Origin of the sequence: Paramagnetospirillum marisnigri, assembly GCF_001650715.1 — a bacterium.
In the GTDB taxonomy this organism is placed as follows: Bacteria; Pseudomonadota; Alphaproteobacteria; order Rhodospirillales; family Magnetospirillaceae; genus Phaeospirillum; species Phaeospirillum marisnigri.
In genome coordinates, this window is the sequence record NZ_LWQT01000020.1 from 1 (window position 1) to 25,182 (window position 25,182).

General features: G+C 64.1%; 24 protein-coding genes and 1 pseudogene. 13 read left to right on the forward strand and 12 right to left on the reverse strand.

Translation table 11 applies throughout. The features are described 5' to 3' along the window. Window positions 1-436 precede the first annotated feature (436 nt). A complete protein-coding gene (locus A6A04_RS00770; RefSeq protein WP_068489348.1) occupies window positions 437-964 on the forward strand; it encodes a hypothetical protein in 528 nt (175 codons plus the stop codon). An 18-nt stretch (window positions 965-982) separates the two neighbouring features. Continuing rightward, window positions 983-1,606 carry a chemotaxis protein CheB gene (locus tag A6A04_RS00775; protein WP_068489349.1) on the forward strand — a complete coding sequence of 208 codons (624 nt, stop codon included), beginning with the start codon at window positions 983-985 and terminating at the stop codon, window positions 1,604-1,606. A 59-nt stretch (window positions 1,607-1,665) separates the two neighbouring features. Here the strand turns inward: A6A04_RS00775 and A6A04_RS00780 are convergent, their stop codons facing one another. Then, window positions 1,666-2,028, reverse strand: coding sequence for a phasin family protein (locus A6A04_RS00780; protein ID WP_082914593.1), 363 nt, complete (start codon window positions 2,026-2,028; stop codon window positions 1,666-1,668). 247 nt (window positions 2,029-2,275) lie between these two features. On the opposite strand from A6A04_RS00780, the gene A6A04_RS00785 reads away from it, so the two are divergent. The 6 genes from A6A04_RS00785 (at window position 2,276) to A6A04_RS00810 (ending at window position 8,834) form a co-directional block, all read left to right on the forward strand. Continuing rightward, window positions 2,276-2,638 carry a ferritin family protein gene (locus A6A04_RS00785; protein ID WP_068489350.1) on the forward strand — a complete coding sequence of 121 codons (363 nt, stop codon included), beginning with the start codon at window positions 2,276-2,278 and terminating at the stop codon, window positions 2,636-2,638. After that, a complete protein-coding gene (locus tag A6A04_RS00790) occupies window positions 2,635-3,465 on the forward strand; it encodes a family 1 encapsulin nanocompartment shell protein (protein WP_068489351.1) in 831 nt (276 codons plus the stop codon). Before A6A04_RS00785 ends, A6A04_RS00790 begins: the two co-directional genes overlap by 4 nt. Before the next feature lie 111 nt (window positions 3,466-3,576). Beyond that, window positions 3,577-5,652: a catalase gene (locus A6A04_RS00795; RefSeq protein WP_068489352.1), complete on the forward strand. Its 2,076-nt coding sequence runs from the start codon at window positions 3,577-3,579 to the stop codon at window positions 5,650-5,652. Window positions 5,653-5,693: 41 nt separating this feature from the next. Beyond that, window positions 5,694-6,746: a type III polyketide synthase gene (locus tag A6A04_RS00800; protein WP_068489353.1), complete on the forward strand. Its 1,053-nt coding sequence runs from the start codon at window positions 5,694-5,696 to the stop codon at window positions 6,744-6,746. After that, entirely contained in the window at window positions 6,743-7,249 is a 507-nt protein-coding gene (locus A6A04_RS00805) for an isoprenylcysteine carboxyl methyltransferase family protein (protein WP_068489354.1), read from the forward strand. The genes A6A04_RS00800 and A6A04_RS00805 overlap by 4 nt, the downstream gene beginning before the upstream one ends. Then, window positions 7,233-8,834: a DHA2 family efflux MFS transporter permease subunit gene (locus A6A04_RS00810; RefSeq protein ID WP_082914594.1), complete on the forward strand. Its 1,602-nt coding sequence runs from the start codon at window positions 7,233-7,235 to the stop codon at window positions 8,832-8,834. Before A6A04_RS00805 ends, A6A04_RS00810 begins: the two co-directional genes overlap by 17 nt. 2 nt (window positions 8,835-8,836) lie before the next feature. On the opposite strand, the gene A6A04_RS23650 is transcribed toward A6A04_RS00810, so the two are convergent. The 4 genes and pseudogenes from A6A04_RS23650 to A6A04_RS22080 form a co-directional block, all read right to left on the reverse strand. Further along, window positions 8,837-9,268 (reverse strand): hypothetical protein, encoded by a 432-nt coding sequence (locus tag A6A04_RS23650; RefSeq protein ID WP_456095282.1) that lies wholly within the window; start codon window positions 9,266-9,268, stop codon window positions 8,837-8,839. Beyond that, a pseudogene (locus A6A04_RS23655) lies at window positions 9,266-9,526 on the reverse strand (lyase family protein); the annotation flags it as partial. The pseudogene A6A04_RS23655 and the gene A6A04_RS23650, both read right to left, overlap by 3 nt. Continuing rightward, window positions 9,448-9,831: a lyase family protein gene (locus A6A04_RS23660; protein ID WP_456095280.1), complete on the reverse strand. Its 384-nt coding sequence runs from the start codon at window positions 9,829-9,831 to the stop codon at window positions 9,448-9,450. The gene A6A04_RS23660 and the pseudogene A6A04_RS23655, both read right to left, overlap by 79 nt. Window positions 9,832-9,937: 106 nt before the next feature. After that, complete coding sequence (locus tag A6A04_RS22080) at window positions 9,938-10,096, reverse strand: hypothetical protein (RefSeq protein ID WP_156612406.1); 159 nt, start codon at window positions 10,094-10,096, stop codon at window positions 9,938-9,940. A 770-nt stretch (window positions 10,097-10,866) separates the two neighbouring features. Between A6A04_RS22080 and A6A04_RS00820 the strand changes: the two genes are divergently transcribed. The 4 genes from A6A04_RS00820 (at window position 10,867) to A6A04_RS00835 (ending at window position 13,870) form a co-directional block, all read left to right on the forward strand. Next, window positions 10,867-11,166: an ArsR/SmtB family transcription factor gene (locus A6A04_RS00820; protein WP_068489355.1), complete on the forward strand. Its 300-nt coding sequence runs from the start codon at window positions 10,867-10,869 to the stop codon at window positions 11,164-11,166. A 12-nt stretch (window positions 11,167-11,178) separates the two neighbouring features. Further along, window positions 11,179-11,973: an arsenite methyltransferase gene (locus tag A6A04_RS00825; protein ID WP_068489356.1), complete on the forward strand. Its 795-nt coding sequence runs from the start codon at window positions 11,179-11,181 to the stop codon at window positions 11,971-11,973. Window positions 11,974-12,044: 71 nt separating this feature from the next. Continuing rightward, a complete protein-coding gene (locus A6A04_RS00830; RefSeq protein WP_068489357.1) occupies window positions 12,045-12,596 on the forward strand; it encodes an RNA polymerase sigma factor in 552 nt (183 codons plus the stop codon). Beyond that, entirely contained in the window at window positions 12,593-13,870 is a 1,278-nt protein-coding gene (locus A6A04_RS00835) for an MFS transporter (RefSeq protein ID WP_156612407.1), read from the forward strand. The genes A6A04_RS00830 and A6A04_RS00835 overlap by 4 nt, the downstream gene beginning before the upstream one ends. A 159-nt stretch (window positions 13,871-14,029) precedes the next feature. On the opposite strand, the gene A6A04_RS00840 is transcribed toward A6A04_RS00835, so the two are convergent. The 6 genes from A6A04_RS00840 to A6A04_RS00865 all read right to left on the reverse strand — a co-directional run bounded on the left by A6A04_RS00840 (window position 14,030) and on the right by A6A04_RS00865 (window position 20,674). Continuing rightward, on the reverse strand, window positions 14,030-14,512 hold the full coding sequence (locus A6A04_RS00840) for a carboxymuconolactone decarboxylase family protein (RefSeq protein WP_068489358.1): 483 nt from the start codon (window positions 14,510-14,512) through the stop codon (window positions 14,030-14,032). A 451-nt stretch (window positions 14,513-14,963) separates the two neighbouring features. Then, window positions 14,964-15,416 carry a hydrogenase maturation protease gene (locus A6A04_RS00845; protein WP_068489359.1) on the reverse strand — a complete coding sequence of 151 codons (453 nt, stop codon included), beginning with the start codon at window positions 15,414-15,416 and terminating at the stop codon, window positions 14,964-14,966. 2 nt (window positions 15,417-15,418) lie between these two features. Continuing rightward, window positions 15,419-16,108: a Ni/Fe-hydrogenase, b-type cytochrome subunit gene (cybH, locus tag A6A04_RS00850; RefSeq protein WP_068489360.1), complete on the reverse strand. Its 690-nt coding sequence runs from the start codon at window positions 16,106-16,108 to the stop codon at window positions 15,419-15,421. Window positions 16,109-16,110: 2 nt separating this feature from the next. After that, a complete protein-coding gene (locus tag A6A04_RS00855; protein WP_068489361.1) occupies window positions 16,111-17,892 on the reverse strand; it encodes a nickel-dependent hydrogenase large subunit in 1,782 nt (593 codons plus the stop codon). Next, complete coding sequence (locus tag A6A04_RS00860; RefSeq protein WP_456095281.1) at window positions 17,889-19,007, reverse strand: hydrogenase small subunit; 1,119 nt, start codon at window positions 19,005-19,007, stop codon at window positions 17,889-17,891. Before A6A04_RS00860 ends, A6A04_RS00855 begins: the two co-directional genes overlap by 4 nt. Window positions 19,008-19,024: 17 nt before the next feature. Next, window positions 19,025-20,674 carry a methyl-accepting chemotaxis protein gene (locus A6A04_RS00865; RefSeq protein WP_068489362.1) on the reverse strand — a complete coding sequence of 550 codons (1,650 nt, stop codon included), beginning with the start codon at window positions 20,672-20,674 and terminating at the stop codon, window positions 19,025-19,027. A gap of 448 nt (window positions 20,675-21,122) precedes the next feature. Here A6A04_RS00865 and A6A04_RS00870 point away from each other — a divergent pair, with 448 nt between their 5' ends. After that, window positions 21,123-22,481, forward strand: a complete 1,359-nt coding sequence (locus A6A04_RS00870; protein WP_068489363.1) for an IS1182 family transposase — start codon at window positions 21,123-21,125, stop codon at window positions 22,479-22,481. Between the two features lie 251 nt (window positions 22,482-22,732). Here the strand turns inward: A6A04_RS00870 and gyrB are convergent, their stop codons facing one another. Further along, entirely contained in the window at window positions 22,733-25,180 is a 2,448-nt protein-coding gene (gene gyrB / locus A6A04_RS00875) for a DNA topoisomerase (ATP-hydrolyzing) subunit B (RefSeq protein ID WP_068489482.1), read from the reverse strand. Between the last annotated feature and the right edge of the window lie 2 nt (window positions 25,181-25,182).

Consider the following 25,182-nt stretch of genomic DNA (forward strand, 5'->3'; position numbering starts at 1 on the left):
TTTCAGCTACCGGGCCGAGAATGTGGTCCAGACGCTAGAGCAGGTCTGCCGCCAAGTTGGCTATCCAAGGACGATCCAAACTCCGGGGGCACATCACCCCCCCAGCTTTCGCCAGCGGGGACCGTGCCAGGGACGAAAGGCACACCCCTGACAGGGCAACGGTGGGGCATCCCAGGGGATCAGCGGCGGCGGGCCTTGCTGGGCTTGCCCCGCCCGATCATGCGCAGGGCATCGCGGCGGATCGCCTTGGGATTGGTGGCCGGACTCATTCGGCTGACGATGCACGCCGCAGGCTTGGCCTTTCGATGATCGCCGTTGGTAGATTCCGAGACTCCTGTCCTCCGAGTTTCGGTGACTAGGGTTTGGCACGGGGTATTGCCTCGCCATCGGCCTGCGCTCCAGCCGCCCTGTCTGGCGCCGGGCACGGAGAAGAAACATGGATGCCTATCGCCATCACGTCTCGGGCTTTTTCGCGCGCCGCGAAGATGCGGAAGGCGCGTCCTCCAGGCTCCTCGAACTGGGATTAGCGCCCGAACGGATTCAGATTTTCGACGCCGCCAAGGCTCCACCCGCTCCCACGCCGCTGGCGGCCAACAATGAGGCACTGAAGGACGTCCTGGTGGACGGCGCGATCGGAGCCGCCGTCGGTACCGGCATCGGCGCCCTCGCCGAAGTGGCCTTGGTGGTAGCGAATGTGAGCCTGTTCGTCGCCAGTCCGCTGATTGCTCCCCTGGTCCTGTTGGGTTGGGGAGCCAGTCTCGGCGGCTTGGTCGGCGCCTCGACAGGCGCGTCCTCGGACGCGAGCGAGCACAAGGACGGGCGGTTCGCCGATCTGGTCAGCGACGCCATCTCGAGCGGCCAGGTCGTGCTGATGGTCGAGACCAGGACGGTAGACGAAACGCAGATCGCACGGAGTATTATCCGGTCTTCCGTCGGCGACGACAAAGACATCAGCGTGGCGTGACGGCCATCGCAGAAAGTCATGACCGTGTCCCAAAAAGACTTTCCCGTTGTTTGCGTGGGCGGTTCGGCCGGAGGGCTCGACGCCTATACGCGCCTGCTCCACAATCTGCCGGACGACATGGGGGCGGCGATCGTCATCGTCAATCACCTGAGAGTCGTCGCCACCCAACTCCACGAAATTCTGCCCTGGCACACCAAGATGCCGGTCGAGTTGATCACAGAGGGATTGATCCTGCGGCCCAACCGGGTGTTCATCATCCCGGCGCAGCATGACTTGCACGTTCTTGACGGAGAATTCCGGCTGGAGCCCATATCAAAGCCCAGGGGGTGGCCCAACGTCATCACGGTCTTCCTGCGCTCCATGACCGAGCACTGGGGCGGCAAACTGATCGCCGTCATCGTCTCAGGCTATGATGGCGACGGGGCGGAAGCGCTATGCGATATCAAGGATGCGGGGGGCATTACCATCGCGCAGAAGCCCGAGACGGCCGAGCAGCCGGATATGCCGAACAGCGCCATGGCAAGCGGATGTATCGACTTTGTCCTCTCGCCCGAGGATATCGCGCGGCAAATCGTCCGGATTTCGCTCGAGCACAGCCCGGATGGCGTCCCCGCAGCAGCCCATGGCGTCAACCATCCGTAAGCCACTCTCCCGGGCGTGCGACATCCTGGGATGCCGCACGCCCGGGAGAGGGCCGGAGGCTAAAGCGCCGAGAATCGCTTCTGCAACGGCTCCGCGGCGGCGGAAAAAGCGGAAGTCGTGAGTTCAGCGATGGCGCGGCTGTCGGACACTGCGGCGTCGAAGCTCTCCTTGATCAACCTCTGCTGCACTTCGAAGAACTCCACCGGAGTCTTGACGGTGGAGAGTTCCTTGAAGGCGTCACCCAACTTCTCGATGTTCCGGGCGGTCAGCTCCTGATAAGCCTTGGCGAGGTCCTGGAAGCCGTCCAAGGCGATGGTTCCACTCTTGGACGCCGCCTTAGCATTGTCCTTGGCATCGCCGGATATTTTCTCGATGTTGCTTTTGACTGCTGTCGTCGCGTGCTCGATCGTGGCTGCGGCCATAACTTCTTCTCCTAGATTAATCGTAAGAAGGTAAATCTACTCTCGCCATCCTTGGCGATGGAGAGGCGGAATCTACTCAGCCGCTGCGGCAGCTGCTCATGCCGCCGTCCCGGCTCACCTTTCGCATTCCACCGATACGGGGACTTTCCGATCCTGCCTGCCGAGTGTCCCACCCGCTACGGTTCCTGGGCGGCCCCGGCGGGAGAAGCCTCCTCGGGCACGAGTTCGGACGGACGGAGGGTGCGACATGGCGGCATCAAGCGCGACATTGCATGAAGACCCGGCATTGCTGGGACCTGGCGCCATCGATCGGCACCGGGCGACCGTCTCCATCATGGAGGAGCTGGAGGCGGCCGACTGGTATGACCAGCGCGCCCTGGCGACGGAAGATCCGGAACTTCAGGCGATCCTGACCTACAACCGCGACGAAGAGAAGGAGCACGCAGCCATGCTGTTGGAATGGCTGCGGCGTCATGATGGAGCCCTGAGCAACCATCTGAAGACCTATCTGTTCAAGGACGGCCCGATCCACGCCCCCGGATCCGCCAAGTCAGACCCCGTCGCCGACGGTTCCCTTGCCATTGGCAGCCTGCGCGGCGACGCATCATGAACACTCTGTTCAGGGAACTTGCGCCCGTCACCACGGCCGCATGGCATGAAATCGAGAAAGAAGCGAAACGGACGCTCATGGAAATGCTCGGCGCCCGCCGGGTCGTCGACTTTATCGGTCCGCTCGGTCTGGCGACCTCGGCTATCGGCACCGGCAGGATGGCGACCATCTCCGGAGCGCCGAACGGGACGGTCGAGGCCCATCTCCGGCAAAGCCAGCCCCTGGTCGAAATCAGGGTTCCATTCGAGATGGCCCGTACCGAGATCGCAGCAATCGATCGCGGCGCCAAGGCCCCGAACCTGGACTCCCTCATCGAGGCGGCCCGCAAGATCGCCATCGCCGAAGACGTCGCCGTCTTCCACGGATACTCCGAGGCTCATATTCGCGGCATTTGCGAAATCGATCCCGGTGAAACCCTGTCGCTTGGCGATGACTGTGAAGCCTATCCCGCCATCATCACCCGCGCTGTCACCCGACTTCGCCTGGCCGGGATCGGCGGGCCCTACGCGGTGGCGCTCGGCGAGCGCTGCTACACCGACCTGATCGAGACCACCAAGGCCGGTTACCCGATCCTGGAACACATCGGCCGCATCGTCGAGGGTCCCATCGTCTGGGCTCCCGGCCTTGACGGCGCGGTGGTCATCTCCTTGCGTGGCGGCGACTTCGAGCTTGTGGTCGGACGGGATATTTCCATCGGCTATCTCGATCACGACGCCAAGCGAGTCCGACTTTATTTCGAGGAAAGCTTCACCTTCCGCGTGCTGTCGCCGCAGGCGGCGGTTCCTCTGCTCCATGGCACGCAGACTGAACAGCGGAGTACGAAATGAAATACGCCCTTCTCTGGCTGGTTGGCGTTCCCATCCCAGTCCTGATCCTCATCTATTTTCTTTTTCAGTAATCGGTGGACGTCAAGCCGCTGCCCGAAGAGTGAGATAAAAATGAAAAAAGATAAGTCAAAGACCGATAAGCACTCGACGCAGGCTTCTGGCGGAGAACTGCACCAGAGCGCGGGGGGAAAGCACCCCGCCCTCACCACCAATCAGGGCATCGCTGTTACCGACAATCAGAATTCGCTGAAGGCCAATATCCGTGGCCCGACCCTGCTTGAGGATTTCATCCTTCGGGAGAAAATCACTCATTTCGATCACGAGCGCATTCCCGAACGCATCGTCCATGCCCGGGGAACCGGCGCGCACGGGCATTTCGAGCTGACCTCGTCGCTCGAGAAATACACCACCGCCCGCATCCTGACCGAGATCGGCGAGACAACGCCGGTGTTCACGCGCATCTCCACCGTTGCCGGTGGCGCCGGGTCGGTCGATACGCCGCGCGATGTTCGTGGATTCGCCGTCAAGTTCTATACCAAGGAAGGTAATTGGGATCTTGTCGGCAACAATGTCCCGGTCTTCTTCATCCAAGATGCCATCAAGTTCCCCGATCTCATCCACGCCGTGAAGATGGAGCCCGATCGCGGCTTTCCACAATCGGCGACGGCCCATGACACCTTCTGGGACTTCATTTCGCTGACCCCGGAATCCATGCACATGGTGATGTGGATCATGTCGGACCGCACGCTGCCCCGGTCGCTGCGGATGATCGAGGGTTTTGGCGTGCACAGCTTCCGCCTGATCAACGCCGCGGGCGAATCCACCTTCGTCAAATTCCACTGGCGCCCCCATCTTGGCTTGCAGTCCACCCTTTGGGACGAGGCCGTCAAGATCGCGGGCGCGGATCAGGATTTTCACCGCCGCGATATGTTCGAGGCTATCGCGGTCGGGCAGTTTCCCGCGTGGGATCTCGCGGTCCAGTTGTTCACCCAGGAACAGGCCAACACCTTCCCGTTCGACCATCTGGATGCGACCAAGCTGATCCCCGAGGAGCTGGTGCCCTTGCAGGTGATCGGCCGCATGGTCCTTGACCGCTGGCCCGGCAATTTCTTCGCCGAGACCGAACAGGTCGCCTATTGCCCCGCCAATGTGGTGCCGGGCATCGACTTCTCCAATGATCCTCTGCTGCAAGGCCGCCTGTTCTCGTACCTCGACACCCAGCTCTCGCGGCTGGGCTCGGCCAATTTCCACCAGATACCCGTCAACGCTCCGCAATGTCCGTTCGCCAACCATCAGCGCGACGGCCACATGCAGATGAGCCAGCCGCAGGGCCGCGTGGCCTATGAGCCCAATTCCCTATCCAAGGACTCGCCAAGGGAAACGCCCGCCGACGATCTTCATCGGAGCAACATCATCGAAATCGGCCAGAAGGGCCGCATCCGGGCCGACAGCTTCGCCGATCACTACTCTCAGGCGCGGCAGTTCTATCTCAGCCAGACCCTCCACGAACAGGCGCACATGGCCTCGGCCCTGGTGTTCGAACTTTCCAAGGTCGAGCATCCTCATATACGGGAAGCCATGGTCGGACATCTGCGGCGCATCGACGAGGATCTCGCCCGCCGGGTCGCCGACGGCCTTGGTCTCGAGCAGATGCCGGAGGCTCCGGCGGTCGCCGCTCCGGTGCAGGACATGGCGCCTTCGCCCGCGCTCCAGATCATCGGCAAGATGAAGGATACGCTTGACGGCCGCTCCATCGGCATCCTGATCGCCGACGGTTCGGACCGCGATGCCATCAAGGCCATCAAGAAGGCGGCCACCGATGCCGGGGCAACGGTCAAGATCGTCGCTCCCAAGCTGGGAGGCGCCAGGCTGGATGATGGCTCCATGCGCAAGGCCGATGGACAGCTCGCAGGCACCCCATCGGTGCTGTTCGACGCCGTCGCCATCATTCTTTCCGAAGACGGCGCCAAGGCGCTGTCGGCAGACGTCGCCGCCATTGATTTCGTCCGCGATGCCTTCGCTCATCTCAAGGCCATGGCCGCCGGCGGCGGCGGTCGGACTCTCCTGAACGCGGCAAATGTCGGGGTCGACGGGGGAATCGTGGATGTGGGGGCCTTGGGCGCCTTCATCGCCGCCGCCAAAATCCGCCAGTGGGACCGAGAAAAGTACGTCCGAACCCTTGCCTGACGCGGACCTCGCGTCGGGGAGATTTCTGTCGGAGAGAACCCATGCTCCCATCCGTCCAACTGGTTTCCATCGCCACCGCCGTTCCCCCGTTCTGCTTTGAGCAGCGCGATGTCGCCGCCGCTGCGCATCGTGGCTTCGCCGATCGCTTCGACGATTTCGCGCGCCTGTCGGCGGTGTTCCTGAGCTCGGGCATTCTCCGACGCTACGGGGTGCGACCGCTGGAATGGTATTTCGAGCCACTGGGCTGGCCCGAACGCAGCAAGGCCTATCTGGATGGCGGCGTTCAGCTGTTCATGGACGCGGCGACCAAGGCGTTGGACCGCGCCGGATTGACCGCCGCCGAGGTCGACACGGTGGTGACCGTCTCATCCACCGGCATCGCCACCCCCAGCCTGGAAGCGCGCGTCGCCGGACGGATGGGGTTCCGCGCCGATATCGAACGGGTTCCGGTTTTCGGCCTCGGCTGCGCCGGGGGCGTCAGCGGCTTGTCCATCGCGTCGCGTCTGGCCCAGTCCCGCCCCGGCAGCGTAGTGCTGATGGTCGCCATCGAGCTCTGCACCCTGGCGTTCCGGCTCGACGAGCTGACCAAGGCCAATATCGTCGCCACCGCCCTGTTCGGCGACGGCGCGGCGGCCTGTGTCCTGCGGGCCGGTGAGGGCGGCCTTGCCACGGTCGAGATGAGCGGCCAGTATATCTGGCCCGACACGCTCGACATCATGGGCTGGTCCATCGATCCCCAGGGCTTCGGCGTGATTTTTGACCGCGACATTCCGCCCTTCGCCGAGGCCAACATGAACCCGGCCATCGTTGGCATTCTGGAACGGGCCGGACTGGGGCTGGACGACATCGACCGCTTCACCTTCCATCCCGGCGGGACCAAGGTGGTCAACGCCCTGGAACGGGCGTTCTCCCTCGGCCAAGGGGCGCTGAACCATGAACGCGAGATTCTGGCCGAATACGGCAACATGTCGGCGCCCACCGCCTTGTTCGTGCTGGAACGGGTCATCGAGGCCGGGTTGCCGTCGCGGACATTGGTGACCGCCATGGGACCGGGCTTCACCACCACCTGCGCCTCCCTGAAGAGGGCGGCATGACTCCGGCGGTCATCCTGCTGACCCTCGTCACCCTCGAGCGGTTGGCGGAATTGTGGCTGGCCCACCGCAATACCCGCGCATTGCTGGCCAAGGGAGCCTTCGAGGTCGCGCCCGAGCATTATCGGATCATCGTCGCCCTGCATGCCCTCTGGCTCGGCGGCCTGTGGCTGCTCGGCTGGTCCAGTCCGCTCAACCTCGCCTGGCTGCTGGTCTTCCTGGTGCTGCAAGGGCTGAGGGTCTGGGTCCTGATGTCGCTGGGGCGGCGCTGGACCACGCGCATCATCATTCTTCCCGGCGCGCCGCTGGTGACCGCCGGTCCCTATCGCTATCTGAGCCACCCCAACTATTTCATCGTCATCGGCGAGATCGCCGTCCTGCCGCTCTGCCTGGGCCTGACCTGGTACGCCTTGGCATTCTCGGCCGCCAATGCCGCCATTCTCGCCATCCGCATCCGGTCGGAAAACGCGGCGCTGGGTGGGCTGCGTCATGTCGCCATGCCCTGACGGCGCCACCGCCAATGTCTGGGGAACCTGGATCGGCTTCGCGACCATGTGCGTCGGCATGTTCATGGCCATTCTCGACGTCCAGGTGGTGGCGACCTCGCTGCCGACCATCCAGGGCGCTCTGACCATCGCGCCGGACCAGATGAGCTGGGTGCAGGCCGCCTATCTCATCGCCGAGGTGATCGCCATTCCCCTCACCGGCTTCCTCACCCGGTTGCTGGGCATGCGCCGTCTGTTCGTATCGGCCATCGCCATTTTCACCCTGGCATCGGTGGGCTGCGCCGCCAGCGGCAGCTTCGGCGCCCTGATTGCCTGGCGGATCGTGCAGGGCTTCTCCGGCGGCCCCCTCATACCGGCGGTGTTCTCGGCGGTATTCCTGCTGTTCCCCTTGGCCCGCCAAGGGATCGCCACCATGATGGCTGGAGTCCTGGCCGTTCTGGCCCCCACCGTCGGCCCCGTGGTGGGCGGCTGGATCACCGAAACCTATTCCTGGCATTGGCTGTTCCTGATCAATGTGGGTCCCGGCATCGCCTCGGCCATTCTGGCGACGCTGTTGCTGCCCCGGACGCCCATGCGCCTGAGCGAGGCCCGAACCCTGGACATCCAGTCGCTGGGGCTGATGGCGCTGACCCTGGTCACGCTGGAGCTTGCCCTCAAGGAAGCGCCACAGCGGGGGTGGACCGCCGGTCTGGTCCTGGGGCTGCTGGTTCTCAGCTTGGCCAGCGCCGTGGGCTTCATCCGGCGGACCCTTCTGGTCCGGCATGCCCTGGTCGATATCAGCAGCTTCTCCGACCGCAGTTTCGCCATCGGCTGTATTCTGAGCTTCGTGCTGGGGATCGGGCTGTTCGGCTCCGTCTACCTCATGCCGGTTTTCCTGGCCTTCGTCAGGGGGCTGGATGCACTGGAGATCGGGACGATCATGCTGGTGACCGGCTTGTCGCAATTGCTGATCGCTCCCGTCGCCGTGGGAGTCGAGCACCGCGTCGATGCCCGTTTACTGACGGCGATCGGCTTCGCGCTGTTTGCCATCGGCCTTGGGCTCAGCGCCTTCCAGACGCCACGAACCGATTATGACGGGATGTTCTGGCCGCAGGTGATTCGCGGCCTCGCCATCATGTTCTGCCTGCTGCCGCCGACCCGCCTCGCCCTCGGCAATCAGGACAAGAGCCGGGTGCCCGATGCCAGCGGCCTGTTCAACCTGATGCGCAATCTCGGTGGCGCCATCGGCTTGGCGCTGATCGATACCGTGATCTACAGCCGGTCGGCCTTGCATGGCACCGAGATCGTCGATCGGCTGAAGGCCGGGGATATGGAGACGGCCCGATTTGTCGGCCTGCCGCTCAATATCTTTGCCGCCAAGTGGAATGGATCGGTCGATGCCACCACCGAGGCCATCATGCGGCCGCTCATTGAAAAGGCCGCCCTGACCCAGGCCATCAACGAAGCCTGGGCCATGATCAGCATCCTGACCGTCGCGGCCCTGATCTGCGTGCCGTTTGCCAAGCGATCGCCGGCCTGCGCTCCGAACGACCTCACCGCCAGGGGTAAATGCCGCTCCTTCCGAAGGCGACCCGCTGCGGAATAGCGTCACCGGCTTTGGGTCAGATCCTCCGGCTTGACCCAACGGTCGAAGTCGTCGGCACCCACATAGCCCAGCGCCAGCGCCGCCTGACGCAGGGTGCTGCCGTCGTGATGCGCCCGCTTGGCGATCTCGGCGGCGCGGTCGTAACCGATATGGGGCGCCAGTGCCGTCACCTGCATCAGCGAGCGCTCCAGCAATTGGGCGATACGTTCGCGGTTGGGCTCGATGCCGCTTGCGCAATGAGTCTCGAAGCTGGTCATGCCGTCGGCCAGCAAGCGCAGGCTCTGCAGCAGGTTGTGGGCGATCAGAGGCTTATAGACGTTCAGTTCGAAATTGCCGGCGGCGGCGGCCATGGTGATGGCGACGTCGTTGGCCATGACCTGACAGCAGAGCATGGTCAGCGCCTCGCACTGGGTGGGGTTGACCTTGCCCGGCATGATCGAGCTGCCGGGCTCGTTCTCGGGGATGGAGATTTCCCCCAGCCCGGAACGCGGCCCCGAGGCCAACCAGCGGATGTCGTTGGCGATCTTGGTCAGGGCGACCGCCAGCGGCGTGGCGTCCTGCAAATGGGGGCGGCCGATCTTGATGATGGCGGCGAAGGCGGCTGATTTCGCCGCTAGGGTCTCGCGCAGCCGGGCCAGCGCCGGCAGGACTCGGCGGACCATGCCCAGCGCGGCGGCGAGATGCATGGCGGTTGGAAAGACATCGTTGGACGACTGGCCAAGATTGACGTCATCGTTGGGATGAACGAGGCGGTCCGTGCCTCGTCGGCCGCCGCGATGATGGCCGTCGCCTTGTCCTCGGACAGCAGGCCGAGGTTGCGGTTGACCCCGGCGCAGGCGAATTTCACCCTGGCAAGGACCACGATGAGGTCTTCGGGCATGCGCTCGTTGGAAATGGCGAAATGCTCGAGCGAGCGCTGCGTCTGGGCGCCCCACAGCCGGTCGGCGGGAACCTCGATGGCGCCAAAGGAGTCGCGTTCCGTCCGTGTCGTACTCATGGTGCGGCCTGTCTCCCCGCCCTATGGTGCAGATCCGCATCAGGATACCGCCATGGCGGTAAGAGTCGAGCTCATCCATGGTGTCGATGCCTTCGCCCCATGACGGCTATCCCGACGCCGCCGTGGTCGTTTGCGAATGCAGGCAGTCAGCGTTTCCAGTTTCACCGGTGAGGATGACCTGGGCAGAGGGGGCGGCCACCACTTGATGGCCGATCTCTTCCAGCACGAAGGCGGTGGTCTGGCGAAGGGTTGCGTCGTCTTTCACCAAGGCGACACGCAACTTTCGGTCAAGGCCATCGCGAACCGATAGCGACGCCGGCTTGATGCAGGCCGCACCACCCAATGGCAGCTCGATTGCAAAAGATGCCCCCCGCCCCGGTCGGGGACGACACCCGAACCTCCAAGCCCAGCAAGTCTGCCGTCCGACTGACGATGGCGAGGCCGCTGCCCTTCTCGCGGTTCCTCTCGGGGTTGGCCAGTTGCTTGAACTCTTCGAATATCTCCGTGGATCGAATCTATCCCGATGACGCCCTGGGTGGAAATGGCGTCAGCCCCCCCACACATCGAGTGACCGAGTTGGGTCATAAGCAGCCGGATCACCGTTCGGCGGTATCGGCCGCTTTACCCGTGCGGCTTCCAATAGCCGCCCTTCTGCATCCGGCCCAATTCGGTCATTCTGGGGCGAAAAGCCAACTCCACTGTCGGGTGACCCATAAAGCGCAACGACGCTTCCCCCAACCCACTGAAAATAATGGCGATGGTGACGGATATTCTGCAAATCCGTTGCCCCATATCCTGCAAATTGGCGATGGCCTCGACGCATAAGCTGCAAGCAGGATATGTAGCCGTCTCCCAAGCGTCGGCCCCTTCGTGCCCATGATGGTCATGCAACGAGGTGAGCGCAGCGCTCGAAAGCGGCTGTTGGGGCGGCACAGGCAATTTGATGCATTGTTGCCCTAAACCCCATGACGCCGCCCCATCAAGCGAATTGCTCCGGCCTTGACTCTGTCCGTATAATTCTATTATTCTCGAAATATGGAAGAGAAAGACATCATCGCCGCCCTCTCCGCCCTGGCCCAAGACTCCCGTCTGCGGGTGTTTCGCCTGCTGGTGACCGCCGGGTCTGCGGGCTTACCGGCCGGACAGATCGCCGAGGAATTGGCCATCACCCCCAACACCCTGTCGTTCCATCTCTCGCACCTGAAAAACGCCGGATTGGTGGTGGTGCGGCGCGATGGGCGATCCCTGATCTATTCCGCCGAATACGGACGCATGCGGGCGGTGCTCGGCTACCTCACCGAGAATTGCTGCTCGCGCGATCCCTGCTGCTCGTAAGGAGGCCCGGCCATGACCCCCGACCAAATCCGCGACTTGGTCCGCATTCGCTATGGCGCCATCGCCGTCGGCGCATCGTCGTCGTGCTGCGCCCCCGCCGCCACGACCTCCTCGTGCTGCGGTCCGGCACCCGACGTCGATACCCAGGCCAAGCGCATGGGCTATGGCGAGAACGATCTGGCCGAGGCCGGAGACGGCGCCAATCTCGGCCTGGGGTGCGGCAATCCCCTGGCCCTCGCCGCCATGCGCCCGGGCGAGGTGGTGGTGGATCTGGGCAGCGGCGCCGGCTTCGATGCCTTCCTGGCCGCCCGCCGGGTGGGCGGCAGCGGCCGGGTGATCGGCGTCGACATGACCCACGAGATGCTGGCCAAGGCCCGCGCCAACGCCGCCAAGCTGGAATTGGGCAACGTGGAGTTCCGCCTGGGCGAGATCGAGAATCTGCCGGTCGCCGACAATGCCGCCGACGTGGTGATCTCCAACTGCGTCATCAACCTGTCGCCCGCCAAGGCCCAGGTCTTGGCCGAAGCCTTCCGCGTGCTGAAGCCCGGTGGCCGGATCGCCGTCTCCGACGTGGTGATGCTGAGGCCCTTGCCGCCCCACCTGGCTGGCCTCAAGGAATTGCTGACTGGCTGCGCCGCCGGTGCCGCGACGGTGGCCGAGTTGTCGGCCTGGCTGGCGCAGGCGGGCTTCGCCGACATCCGCATCGATCCCAAGCCGGAAAGCCGCGAACTGATCGCCACCTGGGCGCCCGGCACAGGGATCGAGGATTACGTCTGCTCGGCCACCATTGAGGCCCGCAAGCCGTAACGTTTCGGCTTTGACGCCCGTCCAATCGAGGGAGGGCCATCGCGCCCGCTTCAAGAACAGGAGGGCCGCCCGTGACGGATATTGATCTTCCCGCGTACCGGGGCGACCTCAGGCGCTTCGTCCTGAGGTTGACCGGTAATGCCGACCTTGCCGAGGATATCGTCCAGGACACGCTGGTGCGCGCCCTGGCGTCGCCGGCATCCTTCGCCAGGCGATCGCGGCCCATGACTTGGCTGTCGGCCATCGCGCTCAACGTGCTGCGGGACCATTACCGCCGCCCGGCCAGCCGGGCCGAAATCGAGTTGGACGAAGCGATGCTCTCCACCCTGCCGACCGGAGAGCAAAACGCCGAGATGGCGCTGCTGACGGGCGAGATGGGGGCCTGCATCACCGCCCTCGTCATGGCCCTGCCCGAACGGCTGCGCGATGTGCTGATCCTCCACCACATGGCCGAGGCCAGCCATGCCGAGATCGCCGCCGCCCTGGATATCTCCGAGGGTAACGCCCGCGTCCTGCTGCACCGGGGGCGCAGCGCCTTGCGGGAACGGCTGGCCAGTCAGTGCCGCCTGGATTTTGCCGGTGATGCCATTCCCTGCACGCTCCGGGACGGGGAGGCGTCATGAGCCTCGATCCCTTGCGTGTCCCCATGCCTCCCCATCGCCCCACCGCCAGACCGGAGAAGACCATGCCCCGCTCCGCCACCGGGCACAGCCCGCTTGCCATCCTCGTCTGCGCCTCGGCCATCCTGGCCATCTCGCTCGGTGTCCGTCATTCCTTCGGCCTGTTCCTCCAGCCCATTTCCACGGAAGGCGGTTGGGGGCGCGAGGTGTTCGGCTTCGCCATCGCGTTGCAGAACCTGATCTGGGGTCTGGCCCAGCCCTTCGCCGGCCTGTTGGCCGACCGCCTGGGGGCGGGACGCATGATCATCGTCGGCACCGCCCTTTATGTGGTCGGGCTGGTCGTCATGGCCCTACCCCAGGGGGAATCCGCCTTCATTCTGGGAGCCGGGGTGCTGGTCGGCCTCGGCTTGGCCGGGACGACCTATCCCCTGGTGCTGGGGGCGGTAACCCGGGCCACCGCCCCTGAACGGCGCAGCCTGGCGCTGGGCATCGCCATGGGCGGCGCCGCTTTCGGGCAGTTCGTCATGTTGCCCGGCGCGCTGACCGGCATCGGGGTGCTGGGCTGGTCGGGCACCCTGATGGTTATGGCGCTGCTCGTCCTGCTGATGGCGCCACTGGCGGTGCCGCTGTTCGAGCGCAACCGGCCCCCGCTCCAGGCCACGGAGATGAGTGCCGGCCAGGCTATCCGGCTGGCGCTGGGCCACCGGGGCTTCCAGTTGCTGGCGCTGGGTTTCTTCGTCTGCGGTTTCCAGGTGGTATTCATCGCGACCCATGTGCCGGCCTTCCTGTCCGACAAGGGGATGACGGCTGGAATCGGCTCGACAGTGCTGGCACTGATCGGCCTCTTGAACATCCCCGGTACCTATTTCGCTGGCCTGTGGGGGACGAAGTGGCGCAAGCCCATGCTGCTCTCCTGGCTCTATCTCGCCCGCGCCCTGGTAATCGCCCCCTTCGCCTTCCTGCCACTGGGCGAGATGGGCGCCTATGCCTTCGGCGCCGCCATGGGACTGGTCTGGCTGTCCACCGTGCCGTTGACCAATGGCACCGTGGCGGCCCAGTTCGGGGTGCGCAACATGTCCATGCTGGGCGGCGTGGTGTTCCTCTCCCACCAGCTGGGTGCTTTCCTCGGTGGTTGGCTGGGGGGCGTGCTGTACGACCGGCTAGGCAGTTACGACGGGGCTTGGATCGTCGCCATCGGCCTAAGCCTGCTGGCCGCCCTGCTGAACCTGCCTATTCGTGAAGAGGCGGTGCCCCAACCGACTCCGGCTCGGGCATGAGGGCGGTCGGCCTGCTGCTTTGCCTCACGGCCCTGGCGGCGGCCTGGTCGGTCTACCGGACACCCCAGGCTGACCTCCTGCTGGGAGGCTTGATCTTCTGCCAATGAGAAAGGGCGACGCCAGATGGCGCCGCCCTTGGTGTCGTGATGACGTCCGGGATCAGCAGCAGCGGGCCGCCTTGGGCGCCTCTCCCCAGCAATCCGAGCGGGACGCCTCGCCGCCGCCGAACCGGGCCTCGGCATGGGCGACGGCGCGTCCCCGGATGGTCGCGGCCAGGGCGAAGATGGCATCGAGACGGTTTTGCTGCAGCCCCAGGGACCGCGCCGCCCCCAGGTGCTTGTGGATTTCGGCGGTGCAGTTGACCGCCAGGGCGGCCCCCAGGGAGATCATCTCGGCCAAGGGTTCGGCGACAGCGCAGCCGCATCCCTTCTTGACCGGATCAAGGCCGAGGGCATGGCGCCGCATCCCCTCGGTGGCCGCCTTGCGCACGCAGACGGCACCGGCCACCGCCGTTTCGATGGCCGTATCGTCGGCTCCGGCCTTCCGGGCCTCGACCAGGTGATGGGTGACGCAGGGTCGGCATCCCGCCGCCACCGAGATGGCGAGCGCCACCAGTTCTTTCTCCAGAGTGCTCATGGGCATGACTTTCTCCTGCCGTTGGTGTGGTCACCATTAGACGGAGGGAGGCGTGGGGGTGTTACGAGGATGACGGCATCAGGTCAATTCAACGTGCTCGACGACTTCAACCGCGAAGGGCTCGGCATCGAGGTGGATTTCTCGCTGCCCGCCGAACGGGTCGTGCGCATGCTGAACCAGGCGTTTCGGGGGGCAGCAGGCCTTGGTCGTTCAGGCAGGTATTACGAAAGACTGTCCCGTTCGGAGCGGCCTTTGCATGTTACGTGTCAAAATTTAGCGAGAGCCGGGGCGTGTTCGCGCCCAGGGCGGTCGTCCTTTAACCCGGGAGCTGCGCTCGAAAGCAGCCGTTGGGCGATGGCCGAGTATGTGGCCCTTATGTGCCAAATTCGGTCCTTTGACTGTTGGGGCGTTCGCACTTGGCGGCCATCATCGGAACGGCATGATGGTGCTCGAAACTCTAACCAACCCATTGCTCAACCATGACCGCCGCTTTAGGTAATGCTGCCTCGACGTTCGGCGTAAGCCCTGCCCCCCAGGTGCTGGTATCGGCAATCTGGATGCCGATCAGGCCGAGGCGCGCCGGGGTTTGGCCGATCAGGGCGGCTGCTGCCAGGAGATCGTGCAGGCTGCTTTGGTGCAACGACAGGGGCCGCCCTTGGCCTAGGGACGAAATGCCCTCGCCCTCAAGCACGACGATGTCGCCCGGCGCGCGGCCCAGATCGACGGCGTCCAGCAGCACCACCTGCTCGGCGCTGGTCAGCAGCGGCAGCAGGTAAAGCCCCTGGGTGCCGCCATCCACCAGTTCCGCATCCCCGGTGCGGCCGCGTTGGCGCAGCAACTCGATCAATCGGGGGCCGACTCCCTCGTCCGCCCACAACAGGTTGCCTACTCCCAAGATCAGGGTGGTCACGCTTACCGCCTGTATTGCCTGATGCCCGACAGCATGGTCGAAACCATGGTCTGACGGCCGACAGCATCTTCGCGGATGGCGATATAGATGTGCGACATGGTGAAGCAGACCAGGGCCCACAGGCACAGCCGGTGGAGCAGGTGCAGATCCAGGGTATTGCCGAAGATGGACACCATCCAACCAAAGCAAAAATACTGCCAGGAATCATGGCCAGTCACCTCGGCCAGCATGGCGAATCCGGTTAGAATGGTCAGGAGCGACGGCAGCACGAACAACACCAGCATGATGACGTTGGCCACGGGATTAAGCCCGACATAGCGCGGTGCCAGCTTCAGCAGCAACAGGTTCCATTTGATCTGGGCCCAGAAGCCGTCAGTCCAGCTCTTCTTCCAGAAGGTGGGCAAGAACAATTGCCAAGAGTATTGGTTGCCGTTAAACGCCCAATAGACCCTGAAGAGAAAGCCGAGGGCAAAGAGCTGGCCGCTGGCTAGGTGGGCGAAGCGCAGCCAGCCCATCACATAGAGGCTGGACGTGTCGCCCGAACTGGACGGCAGGGGCGTGCCGATCAGATAGCCGCTGACGATCAGGACCACCACCAGCAGGGCGTTGATCCAGTGCCAGGCCCGGCACGGCCAGTCGAAGATCCGCTGCGGAGGCAGATCGCCATCATCGGGCAGGCGCTGGTATCCCATGGCTACACCACTTTCACGTCGACGATAGGCTCGCCGTCGGGGCCGTAGAGATGGGTAGCGCAGGCAAGACACGGGTCGAAACTGTGGATGGTGCGCAGCACCTCAAGTGGCCGCGATGGATCGGCCATGGGAGTGCCCATCAGCGCCGCCTCGTAGGTTCCGATCTTGCCCTTGGCATCGCGGGGCGAGGCGTTCCAGGTGGTGGGAACCACGCATTGGTAATTGGCGATGCGGCCGTCCTTGATGACTACCCAATGACCCAGCGCGCCGCGTGGCGCCTCGCAATACCCCGCGCCCTTGGCGGTGGCGGGCCAGCTGGACGGCTCCCACTTCTCGGTGGCGCAGGTGTTGATATCGCCGTTGCGGATATTGGCGATCAGGTCGTTGACGGTGGTCACCAGCCGGTCGGCGGCCCATTGCGCTTCCAGCCCGCGCGCCGCCGTGCGCCCCAGGGTGGAGAACAGTGCCGACAGCGGCACATCCAGCTTCTTCAGCGCCCCATCAACCAACTGGCGGATATCGGCGCGGCCAGCGGCATAGCCGATAACCAGCCGGGCCAGCGGCCCCACCTCCATGGCCTCACCCTTGAAGCGGGGAGCCTTGACATAGCTGTACTTGGCCGTTTCATCGACCTGGGTCAGAAAGTCCTTGTCGATCTTACCCGCAGGCCCCAGGCGGAAATCACATTCGGTGATGCCGTCGAAGGGATGCAGCCCCTTGCCCTCGTCGGGGTATTTGTACCAGGAATGGTCGACGAATTCCTGGATGTGGCTGGGGTCCTTGAGGTCCACCTCGTGGATGCGGGAGAGGTCACCACCGATGATGGCGCCACGCGGCATGCCCATATTGTCGTTTGAGGTGTCGTTGGCCCGGCCGGGGAACTCGCCATAGGACATCAGGTTCATGGACGACAGCCCACCGCCCCACTGGACCCAATCCTTGTAGAACGAGGCGATGGTCAGAAGATCGGGGACGTAAACCTGGGTGATGAACTCCTGGGTGCGGCGAGCAATCTCCACCACCAGATTGAGGCGTTCCATGTTGATGGCGCCGACGGCCCCGGTATTGTGGACGTTGATGGCCGAAGGGACGCCACCTACGACCCAGTGGGGATGGGGATTCTTACCGCCGAACACTGTGTGGATCTTAACCATCTCGCGCTGGAATTCCAGAGCTTCCAGGTAATGGGCCACGGCCATCAGATTGGCTTCGGCGGGCAGCTTGTAGCCGGGATGTCCCCAATAGCCATTGCGGAAAGGCCCCAACTGGCCAGAACCCACGAATTTGGCGATGCGGGCCTGGATATCCTTGAAATAGCCGGGCGAGGATTTGGGCCAGGACGAAATGGATTGGGCCAGAGTAGACGTCGCCGCCGGATCGGCCCGAAGCGCCGAAACCACATCGACCCAATCCAGAGCATGCAGATGGTAGAAATGAACCAGATGATCCTGGGCATACAGGGTCAGGGTCATGATGTTGCGGATCAGATTGGCGTTCTCGGGGATCTTGATGGCCAGAGCGTCCTCGACGGAGCGCAGGCTGGCCAAGGCATGAATGCCGGTACACACGCCGCAGACCCGCTGGGCAAAGGCCCAGGCATCGCGGGGGTCGCGGTCCTTGAGAATGTTCTCCAGCCCCCGCCACATGGTGCCCACCGAGACCGCGTTGCGGATGACATTGCGGTCATCCACATTGATCTCGATGCGCAGATGGCCCTCGATGCGGGTGATGGGATCGATGATGACGCGGCGGCCGGAGGCATCCGGGGTGGGAAGGACGGTCATGACGGGTTCCCCTCATCGCTGGCATTGTCCTTGCGGCCCTGCAGCGCCTTTTTCGCCACGGAGACGGCCATATGGGCGCCGACGGCGGCGCCAATCCCCACGGCTGCCGCCTTGCCAACCATGTCGGCGTTGGATTCGATGCCGAATTGTTGCATGCCCTGCAGTCGCTCGTAGAACGGCCCGCGATCCCAAAATCCCTCCTCGGAACAGCCCATACAGGGGGCGCCGGATTTGATGGGGAAGGAGACGCCGTCATTCCAGCCGATGGTGGAACAGGCGTTGTAGGTGGTCGGGCCGCGACAGCCCAGTTTGTACAGGCAATAGCCCTGCCGTGCGCCCTCATCGTCCCAGGATTCCACGAATTGGCCGGCGTCAAAATGGGCGCGGCGATAGCATTTGTCGTGGATACGCTGGCCATAAAACATCTTGGGTCGCCGCTGCCGGTCCAGATCGGGCAGGCGATCGAAGGTCAGCATATAGGTGAGGATGCCGGTCATCACCTCGGCGATGGGCGGGCAGCCGGGAACGTTGATCACCGGCACATGCTCGACCAGTTGCGAGATGGGTGTCGCCTGGGTCGGATTGGGCCGAGCCGCCTGGACACAGCCGAAAGCGGCGCAGGTGCCCCAGGCGATGATGGCCTTGGCATGCCGGGCGGTTTCCTGCAGCCGCGACTTGAACGGACGGCCCCCGACGATGCAGTTCCAGCCGTCATGGGCCAGCGGCACATTGCCTTCCACCGCCAGGATATAGTTACCCTTATAGTCCCGGATGATCTCGTCGACGATGGCCTCGGCCTGATCGCCAGCCGCCGCCATCAGGGTATCGTCGTAATCCAGGGAAATCATGGACAAGATCACGTCCGACGCCTGGGGATGGCTGGAACGGATGAAGCTTTCCGAACAGCAGGTGCATTCAAGGCCGTGCAGCCACAGCACCGGCACACGGGGTTTGACCTCCATGGCTTGGGCGATCTTGCCCGAGCCCTCTGGCCCCAGGCCCAGCATTACCGCCATCATGGAGCAAAAACCGAGGAATTCGCGCCGATTGATACCGCGAGATTCCATAACCTCTGCGGTGGTGATGACGCGTTTCGAACGGGTCAGAATGGACACAGGGGACTCTCCCAGACTCAGCGCACTTCGGTAAGGAATGTGCGGACGGTGCTTTGCATTTCAGAAGCTTCACGGCCCAATTCATCGATGGTCTCGACCATGGAGGCGGCCGTGTTCTTGACCTGACTGGCCTCGGCGGCGAGGCGGTTCATGGCCTCGGTGACGTGGCTGTTGCTCTGGGCCGCCTCATGGACATTGCGGACGATCTCGCGGGTGGTGGCGCTTTGCTGCTCGATGGCAGCGGCGATGGACGACACCACCGTATCGGCCTCAGTGACAATGCCAGCCACCCCCTTCAAAGCCCGAACGGCAGCCTGGGTGCGTCCCTGGATGCCACCGATGTGCTCGGAAATCTCGCTGGTGGCCCGCGCAGTCTGGCCGGCTAGGGTTTTGACCTCGTTGGCGACCACAGCAAAGCCCTTGCCGGCATCGCCGGCCCGCTGCGCCTCAATTGAGGCGTTGAGCGCCAGCAAATTGGTCTGGGCGGCCACCTCCTCGATCAGGGCGACGATCTCGCCGATGGTCTCGGTAGCGGTCAAGAGCTCCACCATGGTGGAATCCAGGGCAGTGATGCCGTCGACCGCCTGACGGGTAATGGTGGTGGAGCGGCTGACGCTGCTGCCGATTTCCTGGATGGAGGCACCCATCTGTTCGGCAGCCGCAGCCACCTGCTGAACATTGCTGGCCGCCTGCCCCGCCGTAGTGGCGACGGCGGTGGCCTCGGCCCCGGTTTCCTCGGCTAGGCGCAGCACTTCGTGGGAAGATTGGCGCACCTTGGAAACTGATCCTTCCACCACCGCCAGCAGGCGATCAGCCGAGATGCCGAAAGCCCCGGTCAGCTCGGCCCGGCGATTGGCCTGATTGAGCACCACCTGATCGGCAGCTCGCTTCTCAGTCTCCAACTGATCGGCGCGGATCATGTTCTCGCGGAAGATGGCCACGGTCCGCGCCATGTCACCCAGTTCATCACTCTTTTCGATGAAGGGAACCCGTGCCGCCTTGTCGCCATCGGCCAGTTTCCGCATGGAACGGGCCGAGGCGTTGATGGGGATCAGAACCCGAAAGCGGGTGAACCAGAAGAAGAACAAGGTCAGCAGCACCAGCAAGACGGCCGAGACCAACATCACACCGCCCACCGAAGCGCCCAGGCGCCACATGGCATCCTCTACCGCGTTAGCGCCGATGGCGCGCTCGTGCCGCAGGATTTCGGCGATGCGGCTCAGGGCCTTATGGGCCTCGGCATCGCCGCTCACCACGTCCTTCCGGCCAGCAGCCAAGGCGGATTCGTAGCCATCTACCGTGCGCATCACGACCGCCAGGGAATCCCGTTCCTCCGGGCCGGGATTGGCACCGGCCCAGGCCGGGGCCAAGGCGCGAATGGCCAGGATGTCGTCGGCCAGGGCGGCCTTGGCGCCACTGTCACCTCCCACCCATGAACCCCAATGCTGCGCCAGTCCGCCATAGCCGAGATGGCCTCGCAGTTGGGCCAGAAGGTCGATGCGCCGCCCCAATCCGGTATCGAAGCCGCGCCAAGTGGATGCGATGGTCGACACGTTATGCAGGGTCATGATGGTGGCGGCGACACCAACCACGAAGACCACGACGGTCAAGCCGGTGATGATCACGCTGATGGTCGAGAGGCGAACGTTGTCCAACGCATTGAACATGCGCTTTATCGTTCGACCGAATGCATTCAGATCGGGCGAATCGAGGCAAGATTCGGAAGAGCTGGCGGCGTGGCTGCGATTGATCATGCTTGGATCGCTCTTGAATGGACAAAGGACGAAGACACGGGGCCTCGGCGTTAAATCCCCTCGGAGCTACTTGATAAAGCAAACGTGCCGAAGGCATGCCTCTTCTGGATAGGCAGGCGTACCGAAGGTATAGCTCGTCGCTCCTTTGGTCAATCCATCAAGGGGGAATTCACCTCTGGGTTATTGTCATACTCGGGTTGCCAAAATCGCCGTCTTCCACCGGGATTTAGCACGCACATGATTTAAGGCGCGGGAGAAGCAATCGGGAGTGACCGAGTTGGGTAGATTCTGTTGAAAAACTCCCGGTTGCTGAGGTGCTGATGCTCTGATTCAATCGATCTGAGCCGCGGGAGACGAGCCAATGATGGGTGAGCGCCACATCGACCAGCCGGCATTGTTCTACGAGTTCAGTCTCGAGCACCACGTGCCTTCTGATCACCTGCTGCGCTCGATCGACCGGTTCGTCGATCTCGGCGACATCCGCGAGCAGCTGCGGCCCTATTACAGCGAGACCGGTCGGCCATCGATTGATCCCGAGTTGATGATCCGGATGCTGATCATCGGCTACTGTATGGGCATCCGCTCGGAGCGGCGGCTCTGCGACGAAGTGCATCTCAATCTGGCTTATCGCTGGTTCTGCCGGCTTGGACTCGAGGGTACGGTTCCCGACCACTCGACCTTTTCGAAGAACCGGCACGGCCGTTTCCGTGACAGCGACCTGCTGCGGCAGCTGTTCGAGGCAACGGTGGAACGCTGTATGGCGGAAGGCATGGTCGGCGGTGAGGGCTTCGCGGTCGATGCCAGCATGATCAAGGCCGATGCCAACCGGCAGCGCTCGGTGCCAGGCGACGAAGGACTGCCGGACGAGGCTACCGGTCAAGCGGTGCGCGAATATCTGGCAGCCCTCGACGATACCGCCTTCGGTGCGGCGACGCCGGTTGTGCCGAAGTTCATCTCGCTTGCCGATCCGGCAGCCCGATGGACCGGCGCCAATGGCGGCCACGCCTTCTTCGCCTATTGCACCAACTACCTGATCGACCTGAAGCACGCCGTGATCATGGACGTGGAAGCGACGACGGCAGTGCGCCAAGCCGAGGTCACCGCCCAGCGCATCATGATTGACCGCACACAAGAGCGCTTTGGCATTTGGCCCGCCGGCTACGGCTCGGCCGAGAACCTCGCCTGGCTTGTCCATGAGCGCGGCATCGAGCCGCATATTCCGGTATTCGACAAATCCGCCCGCAGCGACGGTAGCTTTGCCCGCGCCGACTTCCCCTATGATCATCAGCACGATTGCTACACCTGTCCTGCCGGCAAGGAATTGAAGCAGTATCACCGCACCTACGCCACCCCGCGGCCCGGCGTCGACAAGGACGGCTTCATGCGCTATCGCGCGAGCAAGCACGACTGCGATGCCTGCTCGCTCAAACCGCGCTGCTGCCCCGGCCAACCCGCGCGCAAAATCCCGCGATCGATTCACGAAGGCGCCCGCGACATGGCGCGCGAGATCGCGAAGACAGATGCCTACGTCACCTCACGGCGCGAACGGAAGAAAGTCGAGATGCTGTTCGCCCACCTCAAACGCATCCTGAAGTTGGATCGGCTCAGATTGCGGGGACCAAACGGTGCCCGCGACGAATTCCTTCTCGCCGCCACCGCCCAGAACCTCCGGAAACTCGCGAAGCTCATCCCCATGCAGCAATTGGTCCCGGCGACCTGAGCGGGACAGGGCAACACAGTCTCGTCAGATCGTGTCGGCACCATCGAGCGCCACGCCGCCATCGATGGGGTTTTTCAACAGAATCGGCCCAATTCGGTCATTCTGGGGCGAAAAGCCAGTTCCACCGCCCGCGATGTGGATTCAAGGAACACCAAAGGCCGCCCCGTTGGGAGCGGCCTTTGCACATTACGCGTCAAAAATTAGCGCGTTATGGGTCGCGTTTGCGCTTTATGCGTCACCCGACACAAACCCTACACGTCCAGGTTCGAGACCTTCAGCGCATTGGTCTGGATGAAGTCGCGGCGCGGTTCGACCACGTCGCCCATCAGGGTGGAGAACACCTGTTCGGCATCGTCGGCCTGATGGACCCGGACCTGCAGCAGCGAGCGCGCCTGCGGGTCCAGGGTGGTTTCCCACAGCTGTTCCGGATTCATCTCGCCCAGGCCTTTGTAACGCTGGATGCTGATGCCCTTGCGGCCCTGCTCCATCACGGCGGTGACCAGGGCGACGGGACCGGCCAGCGGCGTCTCCTTGTCCTTGGCGATCAGGGCGGCCACGTCCTGGAAGGTCTCGCGCAGCACCGAGGACAGCTCGTTGAGCTTGCGGGCCTCGGCCGAGCGGATGATGGCGGCGTCCAGCAGATGGGTCTCGGTGACGCCCCGCAGCGTGCGGGTGAAGGCATAGCCCTCGCCTTCCAGCCACTGGCCGTTCCAGCCGCGCTCCAGCTTGCTTTCCAGGGCGTCGAGGCGGGCGGCGACGGTGGCGGCCATGGCGGGGCCGCGCTGGGCGTCGGTCAGCAAGGTGGTATCGAGGGCGGCGGCGATGGCGGCCTGTTCCACCACCTTCATGGGCACCCGGCGGGTCAACGGCCCCAGCAGGGTCTTCACCAGCCGGGCCTGTTCGGTCAGCGCCCGCAGATCGGCGCCGGTGCGCTGGGCGCCCTGGGCGGTGCGCAGCACCGCGTCAGACAGTCCGGCGTCGATCAGGTATTCCTCCAGGGCGCGGTCATCCTTGAGATAAACCTCGCTTTGGCCGCGCTTGGCGCGATAGAGCGGCGGCTGGGCGATGTAGAGATAGCCGCGCTCCAGCAGTTCCGGCATCTGGCGATAGAAGAAGGTCAGCAGCAGGGTGCGGATGTGGCTGCCGTCCACATCGGCGTCGGTCATGATGATGATCTTGTGATAGCGCGCCTTGTCGGCGTTGAAGTCCTCGCGCCCGATGCCGGTGCCGAGAGCGGCGATCAAGGTGCCGATCTCAGCCGAGGACAGCATCTTGTCGAAGCGGGCGCGCTCCACGTTCAAGATCTTGCCGCGCAGCGGCAGGATGGCCTGATTGGCGCGGTTGCGGCCCTGCTTGGCCGAGCCACCGGCGGAGTCGCCCTCGACGATGAACAGTTCCGACAGCGCCGGGTCGCGTTCCTGGCAATCGGCCAGCTTGCCCGGCAGGGTGGCGATGTCCAGCACGCCCTTGCGCCGCGTCAGCTCGCGCGCCCGGCGGGCCGCCTCGCGGGCGGCGGCGGCTTCCACCGCCTTGGTGACGATCTTGCGGGCCTCGGAGGGATGCTCCTCCAGCCATTCCGCTAGCTTCTCGGCCACCAGGCTTTCGACGATGGGGCGGACCTCGGAACTGACCAGCTTTTCCTTGGCCTGGGACGAGAATTTTGGATCGGGCATCTTGATGGACAACACGCAGGTCAGGCCTTCGCGCATGTCGTCGCCGCTCAGCGCCACCTTTTCCTTTTTGGCGATGCCGGACTCATTGGCGTAGTTGTTCAGCGTGCGGGTCAGGGCGGCGCGAAAGCCCGCCAGATGGGTGCCGCCGTCCTTCTGCGGCACGTTGTTGGTGAAGCACAGGCAGGTCTCGTGGTAGCTGTCAGTCCATTCCATGGACAGCTCGATGCGGACCACGTCGCGCTCGGCCCCGATCAGGATTGGGGCATGCAGCGCTTCCTTGGAGCGGTCCAGCCATTGCACGAAGGCCTGGACGCCGCCCTCGTAATGCAGCTCGGCGGTGCGGGTTTCAGCGTGGCGCTCGTCCACCAGGGTCAGGGTGGCGCGGTTGTTGAGGAAGGCCAGCTCGCGCAGCCGGTGCTCGATGGTGTCGAAATCGAAATCGGTGTGGGAGAAGGTGCCCTTGGACGGCAGGAACAGCACCTGGGTGCCGGTACGGTCGCCGCAGGTGCCCACCACGGTCAGCGGCGCCTCGGTCTCGCCGTGGCGGAAGCGCATGAAGTGCTCCTTGCCATGGCGCCAGATGCGAAGCTCCAGCCATTCCGACAGGGCGTTGACCACCGAGATGCCGACGCCGTGCAGGCCCGACGAGATGCGGTTGGAGTTCTGGTCGAACTTGCCGCCCGCATGCAGCTTGGTCAGCGCCACCTCGGCCGCCGAGATGCCTTCCTCGGGGTGGATGTCCACCGGGATGCCGCGGCCGTTGTCGGTGACCCGGATCGAGCCATCGGCGTTCATCACCACATCGCAGCGGTCGCCGAAGCCGTTCATGATCTCGTCGACGGCGTTGTCCACCGCCTCGTAGATCATGCGGTGCAGGCCCGACCCATCGTCGGTGTCGCCGATATACATGCCCGGCCGCTTGCGCACCGCTTCCAGGCCACGCAGCACCTGGATCTGGCCGGCGCCGTATTCCTCGGCGCCATTCTGGGCGGCGGTCGGTTCATGGGGCTGGGGTTCGGTGCTCATCA

Coding starts and splice junctions, on each gene's coding strand:
- A6A04_RS00835 (WP_156612407.1), top strand. CDS start 12,593: ATGAGCCTCGATCCCTTGCGTGTCCCCATGCCTCCCCATCGCCCCACC.
- A6A04_RS00790 (WP_068489351.1), top strand. CDS start 2,635: ATGAACACTCTGTTCAGGGAACTTGCGCCCGTCACCACGGCCGCATGG.
- A6A04_RS00870 (WP_068489363.1), top strand. CDS start 21,123: ATGATGGGTGAGCGCCACATCGACCAGCCGGCATTGTTCTACGAGTTC.
- A6A04_RS00785 (WP_068489350.1), top strand. CDS start 2,276: ATGGCGGCATCAAGCGCGACATTGCATGAAGACCCGGCATTGCTGGGA.
- A6A04_RS00855 (WP_068489361.1), bottom strand. CDS start 17,892: ATGACCGTCCTTCCCACCCCGGATGCCTCCGGCCGCCGCGTCATCATC.
- A6A04_RS00775 (WP_068489349.1), top strand. CDS start 983: ATGACCGTGTCCCAAAAAGACTTTCCCGTTGTTTGCGTGGGCGGTTCG.
- cybH (WP_068489360.1), bottom strand. CDS start 16,108: ATGGGATACCAGCGCCTGCCCGATGATGGCGATCTGCCTCCGCAGCGG.
- A6A04_RS00800 (WP_068489353.1), top strand. CDS start 5,694: ATGCTCCCATCCGTCCAACTGGTTTCCATCGCCACCGCCGTTCCCCCG.
- A6A04_RS23650 (WP_456095282.1), bottom strand. CDS start 9,268: ATGCCGGGCAAGGTCAACCCCACCCAGTGCGAGGCGCTGACCATGCTC.
- A6A04_RS00820 (WP_068489355.1), top strand. CDS start 10,867: ATGGAAGAGAAAGACATCATCGCCGCCCTCTCCGCCCTGGCCCAAGAC.
- A6A04_RS00795 (WP_068489352.1), top strand. CDS start 3,577: ATGAAAAAAGATAAGTCAAAGACCGATAAGCACTCGACGCAGGCTTCT.
- gyrB (WP_068489482.1), bottom strand. CDS start 25,180: ATGAGCACCGAACCCCAGCCCCATGAACCGACCGCCGCCCAGAATGGC.
- A6A04_RS23660 (WP_456095280.1), bottom strand. CDS start 9,831: ATGAGTACGACACGGACGGAACGCGACTCCTTTGGCGCCATCGAGGTT.
- A6A04_RS00805 (WP_068489354.1), top strand. CDS start 6,743: ATGACTCCGGCGGTCATCCTGCTGACCCTCGTCACCCTCGAGCGGTTG.
- A6A04_RS00825 (WP_068489356.1), top strand. CDS start 11,179: ATGACCCCCGACCAAATCCGCGACTTGGTCCGCATTCGCTATGGCGCC.
- A6A04_RS00780 (WP_082914593.1), bottom strand. CDS start 2,028: ATGGCCGCAGCCACGATCGAGCACGCGACGACAGCAGTCAAAAGCAAC.
- A6A04_RS00810 (WP_082914594.1), top strand. CDS start 7,233: ATGTCGCCATGCCCTGACGGCGCCACCGCCAATGTCTGGGGAACCTGG.
- A6A04_RS00865 (WP_068489362.1), bottom strand. CDS start 20,674: ATGTTCAATGCGTTGGACAACGTTCGCCTCTCGACCATCAGCGTGATC.
- A6A04_RS00840 (WP_068489358.1), bottom strand. CDS start 14,512: ATGCCCATGAGCACTCTGGAGAAAGAACTGGTGGCGCTCGCCATCTCG.
- A6A04_RS00770 (WP_068489348.1), top strand. CDS start 437: ATGGATGCCTATCGCCATCACGTCTCGGGCTTTTTCGCGCGCCGCGAA.